Annotated in this window: 19 protein-coding genes; 13 read left to right on the top strand and 6 right to left on the bottom strand. The window is 43.1% G+C overall.

All coding sequences use genetic code 11. The annotated features are described in order from the left end of the window. Positions 1-2: 2 nt before the first annotated feature. From FMM05_RS00700 to FMM05_RS00685, 4 genes are all read right to left on the bottom strand, one after another. Positions 3-1,379 (bottom strand): DUF2252 domain-containing protein, encoded by a 1,377-nt coding sequence (locus FMM05_RS00700; RefSeq protein ID WP_143371418.1) that lies wholly within the window; start codon positions 1,377-1,379, stop codon positions 3-5. 6 nt (positions 1,380-1,385) lie between these two features. Next, complete coding sequence (locus FMM05_RS00695) at positions 1,386-2,921, bottom strand: DEAD/DEAH box helicase (RefSeq protein ID WP_143371417.1); 1,536 nt, start codon at positions 2,919-2,921, stop codon at positions 1,386-1,388. 698 nt (positions 2,922-3,619) lie between these two features. Continuing rightward, positions 3,620-4,090 (bottom strand): hypothetical protein, encoded by a 471-nt coding sequence (locus FMM05_RS00690; RefSeq protein WP_143371416.1) that lies wholly within the window; start codon positions 4,088-4,090, stop codon positions 3,620-3,622. Between the two features lie 71 nt (positions 4,091-4,161). After that, the gene (locus FMM05_RS00685; RefSeq protein ID WP_143371415.1) at positions 4,162-4,587 is read right to left on the bottom strand and encodes a response regulator; all 426 of its coding nucleotides are present in this window, start codon (positions 4,585-4,587) and stop codon (positions 4,162-4,164) included. A 249-nt stretch (positions 4,588-4,836) separates the two neighbouring features. On the opposite strand from FMM05_RS00685, the gene FMM05_RS00680 reads away from it, so the two are divergent. Then, positions 4,837-5,400 carry a helix-turn-helix domain-containing protein gene (locus FMM05_RS00680; RefSeq protein WP_143371414.1) on the top strand — a complete coding sequence of 188 codons (564 nt, stop codon included), beginning with the start codon at positions 4,837-4,839 and terminating at the stop codon, positions 5,398-5,400. Between the two features lie 11 nt (positions 5,401-5,411). Then, complete coding sequence (locus tag FMM05_RS00675; RefSeq protein WP_143371413.1) at positions 5,412-5,858, top strand: response regulator; 447 nt, start codon at positions 5,412-5,414, stop codon at positions 5,856-5,858. On the opposite strand, the gene FMM05_RS00670 is transcribed toward FMM05_RS00675, so the two are convergent. Continuing rightward, positions 5,859-6,623 (bottom strand): sensor histidine kinase, encoded by a 765-nt coding sequence (locus FMM05_RS00670; protein ID WP_185965474.1) that lies wholly within the window; start codon positions 6,621-6,623, stop codon positions 5,859-5,861. Positions 6,624-6,986: 363 nt separating this feature from the next. Between FMM05_RS00670 and FMM05_RS00665 the strand changes: the two genes are divergently transcribed. From FMM05_RS00665 to FMM05_RS21130, 8 genes are all read left to right on the top strand, one after another. After that, the gene (locus FMM05_RS00665; RefSeq protein WP_143371411.1) at positions 6,987-7,685 is read left to right on the top strand and encodes a YciE/YciF ferroxidase family protein; all 699 of its coding nucleotides are present in this window, start codon (positions 6,987-6,989) and stop codon (positions 7,683-7,685) included. Between the two features lie 133 nt (positions 7,686-7,818). Next, a complete protein-coding gene (locus tag FMM05_RS00660) occupies positions 7,819-8,940 on the top strand; it encodes a glycosyltransferase (RefSeq protein ID WP_143371410.1) in 1,122 nt (373 codons plus the stop codon). Continuing rightward, positions 8,940-10,079 (top strand): UDP-galactopyranose mutase, encoded by a 1,140-nt coding sequence (gene glf, locus FMM05_RS00655; protein ID WP_143371409.1) that lies wholly within the window; start codon positions 8,940-8,942, stop codon positions 10,077-10,079. The genes FMM05_RS00660 and glf overlap by 1 nt, the downstream gene beginning before the upstream one ends. Then, positions 10,076-11,281: a glycoside hydrolase family protein gene (locus FMM05_RS00650; RefSeq protein ID WP_185965473.1), complete on the top strand. Its 1,206-nt coding sequence runs from the start codon at positions 10,076-10,078 to the stop codon at positions 11,279-11,281. Before glf ends, FMM05_RS00650 begins: the two co-directional genes overlap by 4 nt. An 89-nt stretch (positions 11,282-11,370) precedes the next feature. Next, positions 11,371-13,524, top strand: a complete 2,154-nt coding sequence (locus tag FMM05_RS00645; RefSeq protein ID WP_143371408.1) for a catalase — start codon at positions 11,371-11,373, stop codon at positions 13,522-13,524. Positions 13,525-13,543: 19 nt separating this feature from the next. Beyond that, positions 13,544-14,143: a YciE/YciF ferroxidase family protein gene (locus tag FMM05_RS00640; RefSeq protein WP_143371407.1), complete on the top strand. Its 600-nt coding sequence runs from the start codon at positions 13,544-13,546 to the stop codon at positions 14,141-14,143. Between the two features lie 79 nt (positions 14,144-14,222). Continuing rightward, positions 14,223-14,438, top strand: a complete 216-nt coding sequence (locus tag FMM05_RS21135; protein WP_235894331.1) for a hypothetical protein — start codon at positions 14,223-14,225, stop codon at positions 14,436-14,438. Further along, the gene (locus FMM05_RS21130) at positions 14,438-14,614 is read left to right on the top strand and encodes a hypothetical protein (RefSeq protein WP_235894330.1); all 177 of its coding nucleotides are present in this window, start codon (positions 14,438-14,440) and stop codon (positions 14,612-14,614) included. Before FMM05_RS21135 ends, FMM05_RS21130 begins: the two co-directional genes overlap by 1 nt. Positions 14,615-14,629: 15 nt before the next feature. Here the strand turns inward: FMM05_RS21130 and FMM05_RS00630 are convergent, their stop codons facing one another. Next, positions 14,630-16,849, bottom strand: a complete 2,220-nt coding sequence (locus tag FMM05_RS00630; protein ID WP_143371406.1) for a hypothetical protein — start codon at positions 16,847-16,849, stop codon at positions 14,630-14,632. 295 nt (positions 16,850-17,144) lie between these two features. Here FMM05_RS00630 and FMM05_RS00625 point away from each other — a divergent pair, with 295 nt between their 5' ends. From FMM05_RS00625 to FMM05_RS00615, 3 genes are read left to right on the top strand one after another with little or no spacing between them, the layout of a single operon-like run. Further along, positions 17,145-17,489 (top strand): hypothetical protein, encoded by a 345-nt coding sequence (locus tag FMM05_RS00625; RefSeq protein WP_221932236.1) that lies wholly within the window; start codon positions 17,145-17,147, stop codon positions 17,487-17,489. Positions 17,490-17,545: 56 nt separating this feature from the next. Next, a complete protein-coding gene (locus FMM05_RS00620; RefSeq protein WP_143371405.1) occupies positions 17,546-18,718 on the top strand; it encodes a PQQ-dependent sugar dehydrogenase in 1,173 nt (390 codons plus the stop codon). Between the two features lie 4 nt (positions 18,719-18,722). Further along, positions 18,723-19,676: a beta-propeller domain-containing protein gene (locus tag FMM05_RS00615; protein ID WP_143371404.1), complete on the top strand. Its 954-nt coding sequence runs from the start codon at positions 18,723-18,725 to the stop codon at positions 19,674-19,676. Positions 19,677-19,684: the final 8 nt, after the last annotated feature.

Raw genomic sequence — 19,684 nt, 5'->3', positions numbered from 1 at the left:
AATTAAGGCAAAAGGTTGTGCTTAATAGCGTGCAGTAAGCGCTCATGGTCTTTTTCATTTTGGTCGGCATAGCCTATAGAGAAGGTTGCGATAGTATCTTCAAAATGTTCGTCCTGGCCCATATATCCTTTTAAAATGGCTGCATCCCCCGTGCGGGCGTGTGCGCGGGATAGTGCCCAACCGCAGGAATGTGCATACCTTAAAAAGATATCATGGTCCATAGTATCTGTTAAAGGCTTTACCTTTGCATCGCGCATTTGGCGTACGTAAAACTGCCTTCCGGCGGCATCAATTGTCCAGCCCAAAAAGATATCGGTAGCCGATTGTATCAGCCTTTGCCCTTCTACCACACGCTGGCCATGGTACTTAAATTTGCTTTTACCTGCATAAGGCTCCAGCACGCTTTGGTGTGCTTCTTTAAACTGGAGGAACAGTGGGTCACCGGTAGCCGACATCAGCAATAAAACGCCGCAAAAAGTGCCTACGCTGCCCACCCCCACAACCTTCATGACCACATCTTTTATCGTATAGCGGCTAAGCAATATCCTCTTATCATGTGTAAGTGAGCGCAGGTACCGCTTATAGGCGTTTTCTGCTTCGGTAAAAAAGGCAGCTTCCTTGTTTTTTGGTACATGAAAAATAAGCGGCGGATTGTCCTTAATATGCGGCTCTCCCTTTTTGCTGTAGGTAAGCTTGGCAAACTCTTTTTCGTGCGGGGCACGCTTAATGACCTTTTTAACTTGTTTGGGGTCAAATTGCTTCAGCTCCTTAATTTTGCCAGAATGCACCAGGTCTTTCATGCTAATTTGCGAATACCATATTTGTAGTGCCGACATCTCGGCGTATTCTGCCATGTGTTTCCTGTAGCTGCTTACGGCAGTAAACGCTGCTTCCTCGCATTGAAGATTGGTAAATCCCTTATCCCTTCCGGCTATGGCAAAACTGGCAGCAAGGCGTTTTACATCCCACTCCCATGGCGCAGTGGATGTTTCATCAAAATCGTTTATGTCAAACACCAGTGTACGTTCGGGCGTAGCAAAGCCGCCAAAGTTAAGCAGGTGGCAGTCGCCGCAGATCTGTAGTTTCATATTGGTGGAAGGCAGCATAGAAAGGTCTGATGCCATAACGGCTGCACTGCCGCGGTAAAACCCAAAGGGCGATTCGGCCATGCGTTCGTACCTAAGGGGCAGCAGGCCCAGCATCCTGCCTTTACTGTTTTCCTTAAGGATATCAATAGGGTTAGCCCGGCAATCTACAGCCACCCTGCCTAATGATGCTATCGGGTAAAGCTTCTTTTGAAATTTCCCGTATTTATGGCGGTCGGCCTTAGAGGAAACCACCGCAATATTTTGTGTGTCGTTTTCCCTGTTTTCTATCATAGCTCCCTATTTGGCAGCCGCCAGCAGTTCGCGGCGGTGCATAATTTTTTGAATTAGTATCCTTAGTTTGGCCCTGTAATCATTCTGTAGCCAGTCGGTATAATTTTTTGTGACCTTGCCCAGGCATTTGGCATATTGCTTAATCCTCCAGTTAATTTCTTTATCCAGCTCATCGCTAAGGTGCAGGGCATCGGTAATTGTTTCGGCATTATCGGCGCACATCAGGGCGTGCTGCCTTAATGAGTCGCGTATAACGATCTTCGGTTTCAGCCCATTTTCCAGAGCCAGCCTGTGCGCCTCCTGCACATCAAACGAAACCTCCAGGCTGTTGGGAAATTTTGACCGCACTTCAGCCGGAATACCATGGCTTTCATATTCAGTATGGCTGTTCATGCTCTCATGGTACTGCTCAGGGTTTTCAAAAACATATTTCCAGTCTACGGGAGCGTTCCATTCGCCAAAACGGTCGGTATTGTTGCCCAGGTCTATAATATTAAATGTCTTTTTTTGCGGCAACCTGCGCGATCCGCGGCCTATCATCTGGTGGTATAGCGTGAGCGAGTTAGTGGCGCGGTTTAATATTACGGTTTGCACAGAAGGCTCATCAAACCCTGTTGTAAGTATAGAAACCGATGTAAGTATGGCACCCTTAGTTTTTTTAAACCATTTTAAGATTTCGGCTCGCTCTCCCGCAAGGGTCTTATTATCCAGGTGTCTGCAATCATAGCCTGCATCAGTAAACAGCTGGCAAACGGCCCGTGAAGTAAAAATACCGGTATTAAATATCAGCGTCTTTTTGTTTTTAGAGTGCTCTTCATACGCATGAAGTAACAGTTCCAGCATGGCGGGCGCCGAATATAAAGCATCAGAGGTGCTAACGGTAAAATCGCCATGCACGCCGGTTTTTAAGGAGTTAAGCTCTACATCATAGCGCCAGGTTTTTGGCTTTGCCAAAAAACCCTGCGCTATAAGCGATCCAATGGGTTCGCCCACAATAAGTTCACTGTAATTTTTGTGCATCGGCAAACTAATATCTGAGCTAAAAGGTGTAGCGGTAACGCCTATAATGGTAGCGTTTTTAAACTTGCCCAGCAATTTCTGGAACGAGTTATGGTGGGCTTCATCTATAATAACAAGACCCACAGCATCGGTATTTACCTGGCCGTCTTTAATCCTGTTCTTTAGCGTCTCTACCATAGCCACATAGCAGGTATAATCGTCTTTTTTGCTTATCTTTTTTACGGTGCTGTTAATGGCTCTGTTAGTCACACCGGAGTTTTTTAATGTAACCGATGTTTGCCTGCACAACTCAACACGGTGGGTAAGTACCACTACTTTTTTACCGAATTTTTCGATATACCTTTTAGCAATTTCCGAGAAAATTACCGTTTTGCCGCCTCCGGTAGGCAACTGGTATAAGAGGCGCTGTGGTGTATTGCTCTGTTCCATTTTTTGAAACAGCAAGGCAATATCAGATTCCTGATAAGTGTACAGCTTTTTTGCAGGTTTTATATGTGGGGTAGTGGTGGTAGCGGTATCCATTTGTTATAAATTATTGTAGCCTAAATTATGTATAAGTGCAATGCAGGTATTATAAATATTATATAAAACTTAATGTAATATTTTACCGGAAAGTTTTAAAATTAAGCAAAAGCTATTTATTTAAGATTTATTACTGAAAAAATTAATAATACTCGTTTTATCTTAGTGCTGCACGGTTATTAATCACTATACTATAATGGAAGACATTAAAAAACGCATTGCAATACTGGGCGGAGGCCCCAGCGAATTGTTTATGTATAAACGACTGGTAGAAAGCGACCGTAACAATATTGAAATAGAGATATTTTAACGCAAACAGCAACTTGGTGCCGGTATACCATACAGTGCAAAAGGCGCTAATGTGGAGCACATAAACAATGTATAGGGTAACGAGATACCTGCTATTGTAACCCATATACACGGATAAGTGTGCACGGTTAGTAAAGAGGTACATGAGCCTTACCATATAATCCCGCTAAACTTTAATGATTAGGTGCTGCCCCGCCTGCTGTTTGGCAGGTATTTGGAGGCGCAATTTAATTTATTGCAGAAAAAAGCTATAAAGGCGGGCATTAGAACGATAATTCATTTTGGTATAGAAGTAACCGATGTTATTGATAAGTACGGCTTAATAAAGTTCTGATAAAAAATACAGCGTAATCAGCAGTACTGTCTTTTTTACCTTTATATACCCCTACTTAAGATAAATAATATCGTTTAGATGTTCCTAAAGCTTTATATGTTACAAGTGCGGTTGCCGAAAATATAATATGGGCGGTAAGTAGCTGCTTATAATACCCAAAACGGTTATTATAAGGATGACTGTTGTGTTGTTTAAAAAGAATTTTCCATACTGCAATACCCGTCAGGCCGCTCAGTCCTCCCACTATAACTATTCTAAACCCACTTGGCCGCAACAAAACTTTTTTCCATAGCAGCCAATACAAGCTAACAAAACCTACTCCGGTTACATAGTGAAGGATATATCCGGCAGGATGTGTTATTTCATTTTTTATAGCAGGAAGATTTTTTGAATTATCAATTAGCTCATTAATCAGTACCGGTTCAGAATATTCCTGATTGTCTTGTTTAGATCTTAGCATGCTGTATAAAGTCATGAATGTTGTTCCTACGGCACCGGCAATTATAATCTTGTTTATTGTCTTCATGGTTTAGTTTCTAATTGATTCCATACATCGATTATAATAATATCTATACAAGGCATAACTATACCGGGCAATCACTGCGTATTAGGATGCCTGCACAGCGACCAGTATGCAAATATGGTCTTGAGCATTTCGGTAGTGTCTTGGATGTTGTTCTCTTTTTTGAAGAACCCCTGGATGGTCATCTGGGTATATGCCTCATTAACTTCCTGCTGGTTGGCTGATGTTGAGTAAAAGATAAAGGGAATACTCTTTTGCCTTAATTTTGGGTTACCATCGAGTTGCTTCTTAAAATCGAGTCCGCTTTGCCCCGGGAGGCTCACGTCTGAGAATATAATAAATATTATCTTAATTGTAGTGTTTAAAAATGCAAAAGCATCATCGGTGTTAGAAAACCAGATTACTTCATTTTTAAAGCCTATATCCTTAAATATTTTTTCCAGAAATATCCTGTCATCTATGTCATCTTCTATAATGACCAGCGCGCCTGATTTTGACATAGTAGTACTGTTTGATTAGTTTATAGTAAAGATATTTAATCAGTTAAAATAGCTATTATAAAATAATCATAAAAAGCAGCTAATGCCATTTTAAAATTAACCAGAAGTTATAGTAACTATACCTTACAAATCTAAAAATGTCCTTACAAAACGGTTACATAACGTTATTGTTATCCCAATTTACTACCATTTGCTTAGGGCATAGTTTGAAATGCTGTACATTGGTAACCTTAATTACACACCTTTGCCATGAATGTATACTTAAAGTATAATATAGAAAAATTGTGCAGGTCTGTACTACATGATAAGCTATCGGGAACGGGAATTTCCTATAACCTTAATCCTGATGGGAGTGTAAGTTTTCCGTTAGGTATTTGCAGGGATAAATATCAGCAATTACTTGAAGACCTGAAAAATTTCGGGATTGAAATTATAGATGATTATAAAGCGATTTTGGTGCAAAAAGTAAAATCTTTAATTACAGATATCCTTTATAAAAATAATGCGTTGCCTACCCTGAAGATTTCTGCATACCTCGCCGATACTTTAAATGAAAATTACAGGACGCTGGCTAATGTATTTACCGAAATGTGCCATATATCTATTGAAAGCTTTATAATTTTTCATAAAATTGAGTTTGTAAAAAAATTATTATTGCAGGAAGGCTTATCACTTACTGAGATTTCATACAGGCTGCAGTACAGCAGTGTGGCGCATTTATCTAACCAGTTTAAAAACATGACGGGGCTAACGCCAAGTGCCTTTCAAAAATTATCAATTAACAGGAGAAGCTTAAGGGCCGTATTGAACTAAAGAACTAAATTATGACAGTAAATGAAGTACACATCCTGTTAGCGGAAGACGACCGCGATGACCGCCTGTTTTTTAAGAATGCTTTTAAAGACCTTAAAATCAACCACCGCCTGAGCATTTGCGAAAATGGTACCGATTTAATGGATTACATTGAAGGGGCCGAAACAATACCTGACATTTTATTTTTGGATTTAAATATGCCTGGTAAAAATGGTTTTGTATGCCTCAAAGAAATAAGGTCTAAAAGCAGGTATATTGATATGTCCGTAGCAATATACACCAGCCTTTCGCTTCCGGCTATCCAAAATGAAGTATTATCTGCCGGGGCTAATGTATTTATTAAAAAGCCAAACGACCCTGCCTTGCTTAAGAAAATTTTGCTTGAAGTTTTGTATATAAACTGGCAATATATGACCGATGGGCTAAGTAAGGAAAATTTTATGCTAAGCTATCAGTAGTTAAACCGGAAAATATAAATTAAATTTTGTTCCTCTTCCAGGGTTGCTTTGCGCTGTTATATAGCCTTTATGCCTTGTCATTATCTTTTTACAAATTGCCAGCCCTATTCCTGTACCCTCATATTTATCTTTACTATGCAGCCTCTGGAACGGCTCAAAAATAAGTTCTGACTGTTCTTGTAGAAATCCTATTCCATTATCAGCTATGATTATCTTATAATAATCGGCATGTTCATGTTTTCCTTCAATGGGCGCTATTTCTTCCCGGTTGGCTAATTCATAAGAAATACGTAATATGGGCTGCTCATCTTTATTACGGTATTTTAACGCATTGCCTATAAGGTTATGTATTACCTGATATACTAACGGAGGGATAAGTTTTATATTGGGCAGGGTAGTAACAGTAACTTTTGCCCTTGTGTTCTTAATAGTCTCGTTGAAATCAGTTAGCGCATCTTGTACAATGATATTTATATCTGATAACTCATATCCGTTCTCGTGTAACGTATCCACATGGCTGTAGTGCAAGAGGTCTTCAATAAGGCGTTGCATCCTGGAGGCCGACACTAAAATCCTTTCTATATAGATTGCACTGTCTCCGGAAATATGGTTGTCCTTGTCGTCGGCAATCATTTTAACAAATGTATGCATCTTACGCAGCGGCTCCTGAAGGTCATGGCTTGCCACATAATTAAAAAGGGATAACTCTTTATTATGCGCTTTAAGTTCGCGGTTGCTTTGTAGCAATGCTTCATTCTCAGCCATTATTTTAGCTAAGGCTATTGGGTTTTTATCCATAGTAAAAGTTCCTCATCATCTAATGTAGTAAATATTATTAATATTTGCTTATAACTGCGCCGTGCCTTAAGGGCGCGGTAGTTATTATGTATAAAATTAGCTTATTCTTTCCGTTTTTGTTTTACATCTTCTGCAACTTTAGTTACATTATTGTTTTGGCAAATCATTAAAAAATTCTCATTTGAATTGAAAAATTAACATATAATTATAATTTAAAATAATAAATGGGTAACATTATACAAAGCTGGCGCAAAATCATGTAAGACATAATTATAGTAATAGGGGGAGATTTGTGTTAAATAATAAACGCACCTTAAAAAACTACTTATAATGAAAACTCCATCTCGGCCATCTAAGGCCACAGGCGCAAAAAATGGCGCTGCAAAAACAACTGCCCCTAAGGCAGCCGATACTAAAACAACTGCTGCAAAAACAACCCTAAAGCCTGCCGCATCAAAAACAGGCAATAGGGGCGTAGTTACAGCTAAGCGTTCTGCCGCCGAAGGCCTACGTGAACTTTTTGTAGACAGCCTTAAAGATATTTACTGGGCAGAGAAAGCACTTACCAAAGCCCTGCCTAAAATGTCAAAAAATGCTACTACCGAAGCGCTGGTACAGGCAATTAAAGAGCACACTGCAGTAACTGAACAGCAGGTACAACGCCTTGAAAGGGTATTTGAACTGATAGGCGAAAAAGCCGTTGCTAAAAAATGCGAGGCTATGGACGGCCTTATCAAAGAAGCCCAGGACATAATGGAAAGTACCCAGGAAGGCCCTGTGCGTGATGCTGGTATCATAGCCGCATCGCAAAAAGTGGAGCATTACGAGATTGCTACTTATGGTACGCTCGTGGCTTTTGCCAAAACACTTGGCGAGGATGAGGTGGCCGGCATACTGGCTGAAACCCTTGCCGAAGAAAAAGAAGCAGACGTAACTCTTACCGAAGCGGCTTACAATACCATCAATTTTGATGCTGCCGGTGAAGAAGTTGAAGGCGAAGAAGGATCTGAACGTCCTGACACAGAATAATTATAGCCAAAATTTATTCTACAGTACTGCCCAGCAGCTATTGTAAAAGCACCTTCTTAACGGAGATGCTTTTTTCTCATTATTGTACATTTTACTCTTGCTTTTAAACAACCCTCAAACTTCATTTATTTCTATGCAGACAGTATATAAAAAAAAAAGCGGTATTCCGGCTTCAACAGGTGATAATAACGACAACATCAAATACGATATGGTGGTGTTTTGCCACTTGCGCTGGGATTTTGTGTACCAGCGCCCGCAGCACATTATCAGCCGGCTTGCAAAAAGCCTTAAGATATTGCTTATAGAAGAGCCATGGCACCGCCCTGAACAGGAGGGCAGCCGCCTTGTTGAGGTCGCTGCTAACCTTCACATACTACAGCCTAATGTGTACCATATTGACGAAATAGCAGGTATACTTCCCCAGTATACTAACAAAAACACAGCTACAGGCTGGTTCTATTCGGCCTCGTTCCTGCCGCTTTTAGATTATTTTGATTTTGACACGGTTGTCTACGACTGTATGGACGAGCTTTCCCTGTTTAAAGGCGCCCCCGAAAAACTGGTAAGCCAGGAGCGCAGCCTTATGGACAGGGCGGATATCGTGTTTACAGGAGGCAAATCGCTATACGAATCTAAAGTAAAACACCATGAAAATGTGTACTGTTTCCCAAGTTCGGTAGACAGAGATCACTTTTCGAAAGCACTTAACGGACTTGCGATTCCGGAAGATATTGTGACTATAAAAAGTCCTATAGTGGGATATTTCGGGGTAATTGACGAACGTATTAATCTGGATTTGCTAAAAGAAACGGCAATTCTTAAACCGGAGGTTAGTTTTGTCATGATTGGTCCACTGGCCAAAATAGGCGAACACGACCTGCCCAGGCTGCACAACATCCATTATTTGGGTATGAAAGATTATAAGGAACTGCCGGGTTATCTCAAAGCATTTAGCATCGCCATGATGCCATTTGCCTTAAATGACGCTACTAAATATATAAGCCCCACCAAAACCCTAGAATATATGGCGGCCGGCAAACCAATCATCTCTACTGCCATTTATGATGTAGTGCGCGATTACAGCGAAGATGTTACCATAATAAGTAATTCAGGAGAATTCTCAAAAGCCATTGACGCAATGCTTGCAAACAATAATGTGCTTAACCCCACAGATTACAGCGATATTCTTGAAAAAACTTCATGGGATGTTACCGTAGAAAAAATGCAGGCTATAATTAAAAATACCGTAAAATAATGATGAGAGCAGATATAGTAATTATAGGTGCAGGGATATCGGGTGCGGTATTGGCACAGCAATATGCGGAAATTGGCAAAAAAGTGCTTATCATAGAAAAGCGTAACCATATTGCAGGCAATTGCTACGACTACGTCGATGAAAACGGTATACTGGTATCTAAATATGGCGCGCATCTTTTTCATACTAATGATGAGCAGGTGTGGGATTATGTAAACCGTTACAGCAACTGGTACAATTGGGAGCATAAGGTGGTAGCAAAAGTAGATGGTGCCCTGCTGCCCATTCCTGTAAATATTACTACGGTAAATAAGATATTCGGGCTAAACATCAGCTCTGAAGCTGATATGAAAAAATGGCTGGATGACAACCGCGAACCCTATCTTAACCCGACTAATGGCGAGGAGGCAGTACTGAACAAGGTAGGCGCGGTGCTGTATGAAAAAATGTTCCGCCATTATACCAAGAAGCAATGGGACAAGTACCCGGAGGAGCTTGATGCTTCTGTACTCGACCGTATACCGGTGCGCACTAATTATGACGACCGCTATTTTTCAGATACGTACCAGGCATTACCGGCAGGCGGTTATACACAGTTGTTTGAAGCCATACTGGATCATCCAAATATTGAAGTGCAGCTGGAAACCGATTTCTTTGATATAAAAGATGGAGTTACCGGCTATGAGAAGCTGTTCTATACCGGGCCTATTGACCGCTTTTTCGAGTTTAAGCACAGCCTTGAAGACAAGCTGGAGTACCGCTCGATAAATTTTGTATCAGAAACCGTTGATGCCGAATATTTCCAGGAAAATTCCGTGGTAAATTATCCCGGCAATGAAGTTGGTTTTACGCGGATTATTGAATACAAGCACTTTGGTAACCAAAAATCGGCGAGAACAACCATTGTAAAAGAATACACTACCGATGAAGGCGATCCATACTATCCGGTACCCAATGCCAGAAACCAACATATTTACGAAAAATATAAAGTAGACGCTGAAGCGTTAGCCGATGTGTATTTTGTAGGCAGGCTGGCTAATTATAAGTATTTTAATATGGACCAGGCATTTAAGAATGCACTGGAACTTTTTAGCGCACTGGAATCTACCTCGGAACCAATAATCCAGAAAGCGGTATGAGTACCTTCCAGTCATTTTTTATAGGAGGATACGAATGTGCCGACCACATTAACCGCTCGGGTGAAAGGGTAAACCTGCTGAAAGAAACGGAACATGACATACGAGTGCGCGATGATTACCGCGACCTGCTTACCATAGGCATAAAAACGGTGCGTGAAGGCATTTGCTGGAGCGCGGTGGAAACGGCACCCTACCTGTTTGATTTTACTGAAGTAAGGAACAGGATACAAGCGGCAGATAAACAGGGCATCCAAATAATATGGGACCTGTGCCACTTTGGCTATCCTGACGGCATTTATCCTACGCATCCTCACTTTCATCTCAGGTTTATAGCCTTGTGTGAAGCATTTGCTTTGTTTCATAAGTCAGCCACTACGCAGCAGCTTTTTGTAGTGCCCATTAACGAGATTAGTTTCCTGTCATGGCATTCCGGCGATGTGCGTGGTACGGTACCGTTTGCGGTAAACAGTGGCTGGGATATAAAGTACCATTTATGCAAAGCGGCAATCTTAGGGATATCGATGCTTAAAAATATCGACCCCGATTGCAGGATTGTTATGGTAGAGCCCCTGATAAAAATTCACCCGGGTTATGAAACTAACCTCGAGCATATTGATAACCTTAACGGGCACCAGTTTCAGGCCATGGATATTATAGGCGGCAGGATGTGCCCCGAGCTGGGCGGTAAAGAAGAGTACCTTGACATCCTGGGCTTTAACTACTACTGGAACAGCCAGTGGGACCACGGCATTGGGTCGCTTGACTGGCCGGAAGAAACTGTGCCACGCCGTACTGGGATTGCCGACCTTTTAGAAATGGCATACATGCGATACGGTAAACCGTTGTTTTTATCTGAGACCGGGCATTTTGGCATAGGCCGCGCACCGTGGATGGATGAGGTTACTACAGAGTGCATAAAAGCTTTAGACAAGGGCATACCGCTATTAGGAGCATGTATTTATCCGGTACTGGACAGGCCGGACTGGGATGACCTTACAACCTACCACGACTGCGGCATCTGGGACCTTGACGAAAATAAAGAGAGAGTGCCGCATACTCCTGTAATAACATCTATTTTAGAGGGCAATGTATTGCTTCTGGATACACTGGCCCACCCATTGGCTTACGTTGCATATGCTTCTGTAAAAAATGCTACCTGTACTAATAAGCCGTCGCTAATGCATACACTAACAGGATTTTAGTCATTTTTTTAATGCAAGATTGGCAATCTTCCATAGTATAATCACCACCTTTATTTGCTGATAACAATATCAAAATACACACTTTACATATGGCACAAGACAACACTCCGGGTAACCATCAGGATGACAAGCAAAAAGATTTGCTCATCAATAAATCTGATGGAACCAACAAGTACCTGACTACTAACCAGGGCATTAAAATTAATGATGACAATAACTCACTTAAAGCAGGTGAGCGCGGCCCATCGCTTCTGGAAGATTTTATCCTGAGGGAAAAAATTACCCACTTTGACCACGAGCGCATCCCTGAACGTATTGTGCATGCACGCGGCTCAGGAGCACACGGATATTTTGAGGTAACCAACCCGATACCGCAGTTTACAAAAGCCGGTTTTCTACAGGAAGTTGGACAGAGAACACCGGTATTCACACGATTTTCTACCGTTGCGGGCTCCCGCGGCTCTACAGACCTTGCCAGGGACGTACGAGGTTTTTCGGTAAAATTTTATACCCAGGAAGGTATTTATGACTTTGTGGGCAACAACATCCCGGTTTTCTTTATACAGGATGCCACCAAATTCCCAGACCTGGTACATGCCGTAAAACCTGAACCGCACAATGAGATACCTCAGGCAGCCTCAGCACACGATACCTTTTGGGATTTTATTTCGCTGATGCCGGAGTCTACACACATGATCATGTGGCTGATGTCAGACCGGTCATTACCAAGAAGCTACCGCATGATGGAAGGCTTCGGGGTGCATACGTTCCGCTTCATCAATGAGCAAAACGAGTCGCATTTTGTAAAACTACACTGGAAGCCCAAATTAGGTACCCACGCCGTGGTTTGGGACGAAGCACAGAAAATTTCGGGCAAAGACCCTGACTTTCACAGGCGCGACCTTTGGGAAGCGATTGAGATGGGCAATTTCCCTGAATGGGAATTAGGGGTACAAGTTATTCCCGATGCCGACGAACACAAATTTGAATTTGACCTGCTTGACCCTACCAAAATAGTTCCTGAAGAACTGGTTCCGGTAACCATCATTGGCAAGATGGTGCTGAACCGTAACCCTGATAATTTCTTTGCAGAGACAGAGCAGGTGGCCTTTCACCCGGGGCATGTAGTGCCGGGCATCGATTTTAGTAATGACCCGCTACTGCAGGGAAGGCTGTTCTCGTATACCGATACGCAGCTGTCTCGTCTTGGCAGCCCTAACTTCCATGAAATACCCATTAACAGGTCGGTATCGCCGGTGCACAATAACCAGCGCGACGGACACATGCGCCAGGAAATAAACGTGGGCAGGGTGAGCTATTCGCCTAATTCATTGGGCGGTGGATGCCCCTACCAGGCAAAAATTGCTGACGGCGGCTTTGCAAGCTTTAACGAAAGGGTAGACGCGCATAAGGTGCGTGCCCGAAGCGAGAGCTTTAGCGACCATTTTGGGCAGGCAAAACTGTTTTACAACAGCCAGTCGCAAACTGAAAAAGACCATATTGTAAAAGCATTGCGCTTTGAGCTTGGCAAGGTAGAAACCACCGCCATCAGGGTGCGCATGCTGGGCATACTATCTCAGGTTGATACAGAGCTGGCTCAAAAAGTTGCCTTAGGCTTAAGGCTTGTTGTGCCCGCCGTACCGGAGCAGCCTATGAACCACGGCGTATCGCCGGAAAATCTCGGTGGCGACCAGGAACCAAAATCTGTGCCTTCATCTATTGAAGGTTCGCAGGCGCTTAGCATGATAAATAACCCAACGGTAAAACCTACCATCGAGTCGCGCAAAGTAGCCATAGTTTGTGCAGACGGTGTAGACGAGCAGGCCGTATTGGATATTAAGTCAGCACTTATTAAGCAGGGCGCTAAAGGCTGCATAGTAGCACCTTACAACGGTGTGGTAAAAGGCGATGCAGGCGGCGAACTGTCTGTTGATTTTACTTTCCTTACCACGTCATCAGTTGTATTTGATGCGGTGTACATTCCTGGTGGCTTTGATCTTAATGAGCTTTCTGAAGATAGCGATGCAATGGACTTTTTAAGCGATGCTTACAGACATTGTAAGATCATAGGCGCGCAGGCCGGGGGAATCGACTTGCTTTCAGCAACCGGATTTGCGTCTAAAATAAATAATGAAGACGAAGGCATTGTTTTAGGCCGTGACGGCGATAACGATGCGTTTGCAGCCAATTTTATAACCGCCATGGCTAACCACCGTTTCTGGGCACGCGAAGCAACAATATAAACACACCTAAATTAAAAATATGAAAAATTCAGAAAAGCCTATTACTAATAAGGCACAGGCACAGGATAAAGCACCGGGGTTAATTGTTAGCCCGGCAGCAGATGCCGCTACAGAGTTAAAGGACTTTTTTATCGATTCCCTTAAAGATATTTACTGGGCAGAGAATGCGCTGGTATCGGCATTGCCTAAGATGGTTGCCAATGCCACATCGCCACACCTGGCCACTACCATTAAGGAACACCTTGCGGTAACAAAGAATCAAGTGGTAAGGCTGGAAACTATCTTTAACCTATTGGGAGAAAAAGCCGAAGGAAAAAAATGCGAAGCTATGGCTGGCCTTCTAAAAGAAGGCGACAGCATACTGGAAGAAACAGCACCGGGCTCGGTGCGTGACGCGGGCATAATTGCAGCTTCGCAAAAAATAGAGCATTATGAGATAGCTACTTATGGCACGCTTGTGGCATTTGCAAAAACGCTGGGCGAGAACGATGCGGCAAAGCTGCTTACCCAAACACTTGCCGAGGAGAAAGAAGCCGATATGCTTTTAAGCGATGCGGCTTATAGTGCCATTAACTTTGACGCTGCTGAAAACACGTTGCAGGCAGGGTTTTCAGAATAATTTAAGACATAAAGTGCTTATATTTACCGTTGCAATGGCTACCGTTGCAACGGTTTTTTAATACTATAAACTGATTATTATGGAACTTTCTACCCAGTTACTATGGCTTTTTACATTAAGCCTGCCTATTGCCTGCGTTGCCTGGACGGTAACGCATGAAGAGGTTTTTAAGGAGCCACGGGAATATTGTGTGCGCTGTTCTAAAGCCTCCCAAACGCTTATCCGCAGAAAATTCTTTTACCTCTTTACCTGCGAATATTGCTTTAGCCATTATGTTACCGCAGTATCCTGCTGATGACAAACTTCCAGCTGCTGCTTGAGGGCTGGAAAGGCTATGTAATTGCCGGCTTTGCACTGGTATTCGTTGCTAATTTTTACATGAGCCTGTTCGCGCTGTTACGGCAAGCTATTAAAAAAGAGAAAACCGAGATTGAAGTACTACAGCAGGAGGTACCAAAGGATAAGCTGTAATATTAGTGCCAAACGTTACCACTTTATGGTTAAGTGGCTGTCGCCGCGCAATGTATAGTCTGTGTAAGTGGCGCTGGTTCCGGTTTTGGGCGTTATGCTTTCTTTTGCCAAACCGGCTGTTATTCCGGTTACCGTTATTTTGGCCGGTAACTTGTCTTTTAATGGCAGGATCGCCATCCTGAAGTTCAGTTGGCTGTCACCCCTTGTATAAAAAGACAGTGTATTTTTACCCACTTTGTGTTCACAGGCAGGATATTCGGTAAATACCATAAATCCGGCTGCCTCAATTTTATAAAACTGCCGCGGCACAATACCAAAGGCAATGCCCGCACCGTATACTTCCTGGCCTACCTGTCCGCTGGGCACCCAGCCATCCTGCAGGTCTTCAAGGGCAACCCATAAATTAGGATCTATCTCGCCCATTTTTATTTCGCTTTTTGTAGCTAAAACTTCTTTTGGCAGCCTTGGCGGATAGTAATATGAAACCCTGTTTATTACATGTTTTACGAGTTCGGCCAGCAGCAACCGTACCGAAGGTAAAATTTCGTCCATGCCATCTGCTTCCTTTAAAAACATGTGAATACCCGCAAATACTTCCTGTTCTTCATAAGCAGCTGTATACGGCGCATCCTTTAGCGGGTAGATGGCAAAATAAGTAGGGTAGTGCTTTGCATTGCCATAATTGCAGTCCCACAGTTGCACATTTTTAAGTATGCCGGCTATGCACAGGTAACTCAGGTTAAGGAACAATTCATCTTTAGTTTCTTTATACAGCCTGAGCAGCGCCCCTGCCGAGAACGCGGTATTATTAGCCTGGTAAAAAATATCAAAGCCCAGGCCGTCCAGCTTTCGCGCAGCGGTAACAGCCTCATCAAAATATTTTTTGTTGCCCGTAAGCTGCCATACCTGTATCATAAGGTGGGCATAAGCACCGGGAACATCCTTCTCGCCGCCCTGGCCTTCTTCGGTTTCTGCCTTAATCACTTCTAAAGTAGCCATGTTGTAAAAAACAGGCCAGCTATAGTCAAAGTGGTGCGCCACATTAATTACATATTCGATAGAATCCAGCAGCAGTTTTTTGGCAACATCATCTCCGTCTATCGCCAGGCGCGAGAGGTTAAGCAGCGGGTGGTGCAGGTACCAGGAGTCCATAATATCCAGCTTTTTTTGTTCTTCGCTCCGGTCAAGGTCATCTGTTTTAGCAGGCAGCCACCGGGCTATTGTGCCTAACCGCTTATCAAAAAAGTTTTCCAGCCCATTGTGCAGTGTTTCAATAACAGGGCAATGGTTTTCACCGCTCCAGCGGTCATAATCCATCAGGGGCAGCAAAACTGCAAGTTGCACCATGCTTTCCGGAGGCGTTTTGTAATCGCTTACATACGCATTAAGGTAGGAGCGCCCATCGGCAAACTGCCAGCAGCCTTTATGGGTTTCCAGGTCATTTAAGCCTTTGCTAAGCATATCGGGCCAGTCATGATATTGCGTATCAGGATGGGGCAGGAGCAGGTAAATATCTGCCAGATGGTTAATGAACTGCTGCGACACCTGGTAATTATCATTGGGAACTACATTGCTTAACAGCACATAAGCGTCAGATATAATATATTCTTCCCCTGCCTTCAACGGCTTTTCTTTAGTGGTAACTGGTAGCTTCATACCCAGTTCCGGCCATGAGCCGCCCACAAGGTCGCCCGCAGAAGTTTCGGTATGTTCGCAATACTTCTGTAAAGACCCTAAATCCTGAAAATAGAATACTGAACCTATGTGCGGCTGCTCCAGGCTAAAGAATAACAGTCCCGACCGCGTACCCACCTGTGCGGCATGTATCGTGCCTTTAGTATTTTGCGTTTTACCATTATTATATAAAGGCATAATATCCCGCGGCCAATAAGGCACCAGCATATCAAACAAAGGGGTAAGCACGGTTTTAAACCCGAATATCGGCTTATGCGCATCAGGTTTTACAATGGTTACCTTTATTGCTACGGTAGTGCCTTTAAGGGCAATTTCTATTGCGTCTGTTTCTTCTATACTTTCAACCTCAAGGTGGTCGTTAGCGGCATAGGCTGCCTTAAATGCTATCTGGCCACCCTGCGGCCATTCAGCCAGTATCCAGAGGCAAAATTCTGCGGCTATTATCTTTAGCGTATAGCCCTGTAAAGTTATTTCTTTAAGCACAGTACCCTTCCTCAGGTGGTACAGTGAGGTAGCTGTAAATGCGGATATAGGATTCATGTGATTTATTTTGAACCCGAATGTAGTATTTTTAACGATGTTTGCTGTTATAGGATTTTCAGCTTTCCTTGTAAAATTTTATGAATTATGGGCTGTCATAAATGACTTACAATTTAGAAATGGTAAATGAAGTGATTTTATAAATCTTATAAAGACTGTGTAAAATATTGTAAATGAGTGGTTTTGTTGTAACTGTTTTAACATAAGCTTCGCCTTGCCTTAACAGGGTGGCATGTAATGGATGGGTAATTTTATTGAACTATAAAAAATAGTCTCAAAACCAAAATCTATCATTATGTCAGTAATTCAAAATGACCATTCAGAAGGGCCTGTAGCAAAGGCAATCGAAAAACAGACTTCAAAACTTCCTTCCGACCTTTTTTTATGGGCGGCATTAGGTTCTATGGCGGCTTCGGCTACACTAAAAGTTTTAGCTAAAGATAAAACGGCCTTATTTGTAGGCCAGTGGGCAGCACCGTTTTTACTGCTTGGGCTTTACAATAAAATTGTAAAACTAGAAGGTAGCGATAAAAAAGACAAAGGCTCATATTCGGGCCACGGGGCCTCTTTTAAGCAACAACCTATTGAAGAGCATCCTATAAGCGACTATGCTGACCCGAATAACGAATCAACTTTTTAGTGAAAAATTTAAGGCCGGTTATTATTCCGGCCTTTATTCTTTTATCCTAATTACTTATGAAACAATTGAACTATATATTGATAGCCATTGCTGTCTTAAGTGTTACGGTTTCCTTTGCCCAAAAGGGTATACCCCCAAAAGAGGACACCAAAAAAACAGTGGTGACCAATTATCCTACGCACTTAGAATACAGCCCGGCATTGGCGGCAAGCCTTAAAACTTTGCCCGGTTGGCAGGTCATTCCCGGCGCTACAGGCCTTGGCAAGCCCCGTATGCTCTACATCGGCAAGCAGGGGCAGCTGTATGTAACACGCCGTGATGCCGGCGATGTACTTATGCTGACGGATAAGGATAATGACGGCAAGTTTGAGGAAATGACCCGCGTGGCCGATTTTCCCGGTGTGCATGGCATTACATTTAAAGATAATTATATGTACCTGTGCAATAACAACCGTGTGCTAAGGTATGCGCTAAACGCCGACGGTACATTGGGCAAGGTTGCCGATACCCTCATTAAAGACCTGCCCAGCGGTGGGCAGCACCCTAACCGCACCATGGATTTTGGTCCCGACGGCAAGCTGTACATTTCAGTTGGTAGCGTGTGTAACGACTGTAAGGAGAGCGACAAAGAAACCGCCACCATGCTACAGGTAGACCCTGTAACGTGGAAGCGTAAAGTATTTGCATCCGGCCTGCGCAATACAATTGGGTTTGATTGGCATCCGCAAAATAAAGAGTTGTGGGGCGTAGATAACGGAGGTGATTTCCGTGGTGATGAATGGCCGCCGGAAGAGCTTAATCATATTGTTTTGGACGGCAACTATGGTTTCCCGTTTGCTTATGCCAAACAGGAAGTAGATAAAACCCGTGAAGACCCAGCAGGTACCACAAAAGAAATTTTAGCCAAAGCCTCAAAGCCTTCTGTAATGGAATTTGCCGCGCATAGCGCTCCTATAGCCTTTACTTTTTTTGAAAGCGGGCCTAACAAAGGCAATGCCCTCGTATGCTGGCACGGCTCCTGGAACCGGGAAAACCCTTCGGGCTTTAAAGTAGAACTGATAAAATTTGACAAGAACGGCAAGCCTATCGGAAGCGAAGACTTTTTATGGAGGTTCCTTAAAGGTAATGAGCGCTTTGGCCGCCCGGCAGGTGTCGCGGTTACGCCTGATGGCACCGTGTATATTTCTGATGATGCTAACGGTGTTATATATACCCTAAAACAAAAATAAAGCTATGAAAAAATATATTTTATTGCTTGTGGGCCTTGCTGCCTTTGCACAGCAGCCTACCAAACGTATTGAATTTGAAGCCCCGGGTACCTACCCTGAAGGTGTGGTTTATGATAATGCTACAGGAGTTTATTATGTATCGTCTGCCCGTCTGGGTACGGTGGGCAAAGTAACCAAGGACGGCAAATATTCGGTGCTGTATGAAGATAAAAGTCTGAAGTCTACTTATGGTGTAAAGGTACATCCTGACGGCAAAAGGCTGTTTGTATGCGCAGGAAATGCTAATTACAGCATTTATAGCACGCCTGCAACTAAAAAGAAGGAGGCGCGTATGCTTATCATCGACCTGAAAACCGGTAAAAAACTATCGGATGTTGACTTATCTGTACTTGTGCCGGGCGAGCATTTCCCTAATGATATTGCTTTTGATACTAAAGGCAATGCCTATATAACCGATAGCTATGCCTACGCGGTTTACAGAGTGGATGCCGCGGGCAAAGCAACAGTTTTCAGTAAAAGCGAATTGCTAAAGTGCGCTGGGGTAGGGCCTAACGGTGTTGTATTCCTGCCATCAGGTGCATTGCTTGTAGCTAATAACGGTAGCGGCGCATTGGTAAAAATTGACATTGCGAGCCCTGCCAATGCTGTAAAGGTAAAGATTGACCAGTTTTTTCCTGGGGCAGATGGATTATTACTAAATGATAATACTACACTAACCCTTGTACAGAACGGCGGCGTAAACAAAGTTTTTAAGTTAAAAACTACCGACAACTGGGCCACAGCCATGGTTAGCGAAAGCACCGCTATGGAAGACCGCTTTGCTTATCCTTCTACAGCTACTATGGCCGGCACTGATACCTGGATCATGAATGCCAATTTTAGCGAATTAGCGGAGGGCAACAACGTCCCATCAAAAAAATTCTCGATACAGCTGGCTGTATTTAAGCCGGTAAAATAAAATATAAG

The sequence above is a fragment of the Flavobacterium zepuense genome (assembly GCF_007097145.1).
Taxonomy (GTDB): Bacteria; Bacteroidota; Bacteroidia; order Flavobacteriales; family Flavobacteriaceae; genus Flavobacterium; species Flavobacterium zepuense.
This window is presented reverse-complemented; position numbering and strand designations above follow the sequence as displayed.

Excerpts from the sequence above, each read along its gene's own strand:
- glf (WP_143371409.1), top strand. The coding sequence starts at position 8,940 with ATGATGAGAGCAGATATAGTAATTATAGGTGCAGGGATATCGGGTGCG.
- FMM05_RS00630 (WP_143371406.1), bottom strand. The coding sequence starts at position 16,849 with ATGAATCCTATATCCGCATTTACAGCTACCTCACTGTACCACCTGAGG.
- FMM05_RS00640 (WP_143371407.1), top strand. The coding sequence starts at position 13,544 with ATGAAAAATTCAGAAAAGCCTATTACTAATAAGGCACAGGCACAGGAT.
- FMM05_RS00650 (WP_185965473.1), top strand. The coding sequence starts at position 10,076 with ATGAGTACCTTCCAGTCATTTTTTATAGGAGGATACGAATGTGCCGAC.
- FMM05_RS00615 (WP_143371404.1), top strand. The coding sequence starts at position 18,723 with ATGAAAAAATATATTTTATTGCTTGTGGGCCTTGCTGCCTTTGCACAG.
- FMM05_RS00660 (WP_143371410.1), top strand. The coding sequence starts at position 7,819 with ATGCAGACAGTATATAAAAAAAAAAGCGGTATTCCGGCTTCAACAGGT.
- FMM05_RS00690 (WP_143371416.1), bottom strand. The coding sequence starts at position 4,090 with ATGAAGACAATAAACAAGATTATAATTGCCGGTGCCGTAGGAACAACA.
- FMM05_RS00625 (WP_221932236.1), top strand. The coding sequence starts at position 17,145 with ATGTCAGTAATTCAAAATGACCATTCAGAAGGGCCTGTAGCAAAGGCA.
- FMM05_RS00670 (WP_185965474.1), bottom strand. The coding sequence starts at position 6,623 with ATGGCTGAGAATGAAGCATTGCTACAAAGCAACCGCGAACTTAAAGCG.
- FMM05_RS00645 (WP_143371408.1), top strand. The coding sequence starts at position 11,371 with ATGGCACAAGACAACACTCCGGGTAACCATCAGGATGACAAGCAAAAA.
- FMM05_RS00665 (WP_143371411.1), top strand. The coding sequence starts at position 6,987 with ATGAAAACTCCATCTCGGCCATCTAAGGCCACAGGCGCAAAAAATGGC.
- FMM05_RS00700 (WP_143371418.1), bottom strand. The coding sequence starts at position 1,379 with ATGATAGAAAACAGGGAAAACGACACACAAAATATTGCGGTGGTTTCC.
- FMM05_RS00620 (WP_143371405.1), top strand. The coding sequence starts at position 17,546 with ATGAAACAATTGAACTATATATTGATAGCCATTGCTGTCTTAAGTGTT.
- FMM05_RS00675 (WP_143371413.1), top strand. The coding sequence starts at position 5,412 with ATGACAGTAAATGAAGTACACATCCTGTTAGCGGAAGACGACCGCGAT.
- FMM05_RS00685 (WP_143371415.1), bottom strand. The coding sequence starts at position 4,587 with ATGTCAAAATCAGGCGCGCTGGTCATTATAGAAGATGACATAGATGAC.
- FMM05_RS21130 (WP_235894330.1), top strand. The coding sequence starts at position 14,438 with ATGACAAACTTCCAGCTGCTGCTTGAGGGCTGGAAAGGCTATGTAATT.
- FMM05_RS21135 (WP_235894331.1), top strand. The coding sequence starts at position 14,223 with ATGGAACTTTCTACCCAGTTACTATGGCTTTTTACATTAAGCCTGCCT.
- FMM05_RS00680 (WP_143371414.1), top strand. The coding sequence starts at position 4,837 with ATGAATGTATACTTAAAGTATAATATAGAAAAATTGTGCAGGTCTGTA.
- FMM05_RS00695 (WP_143371417.1), bottom strand. The coding sequence starts at position 2,921 with ATGGATACCGCTACCACCACTACCCCACATATAAAACCTGCAAAAAAG.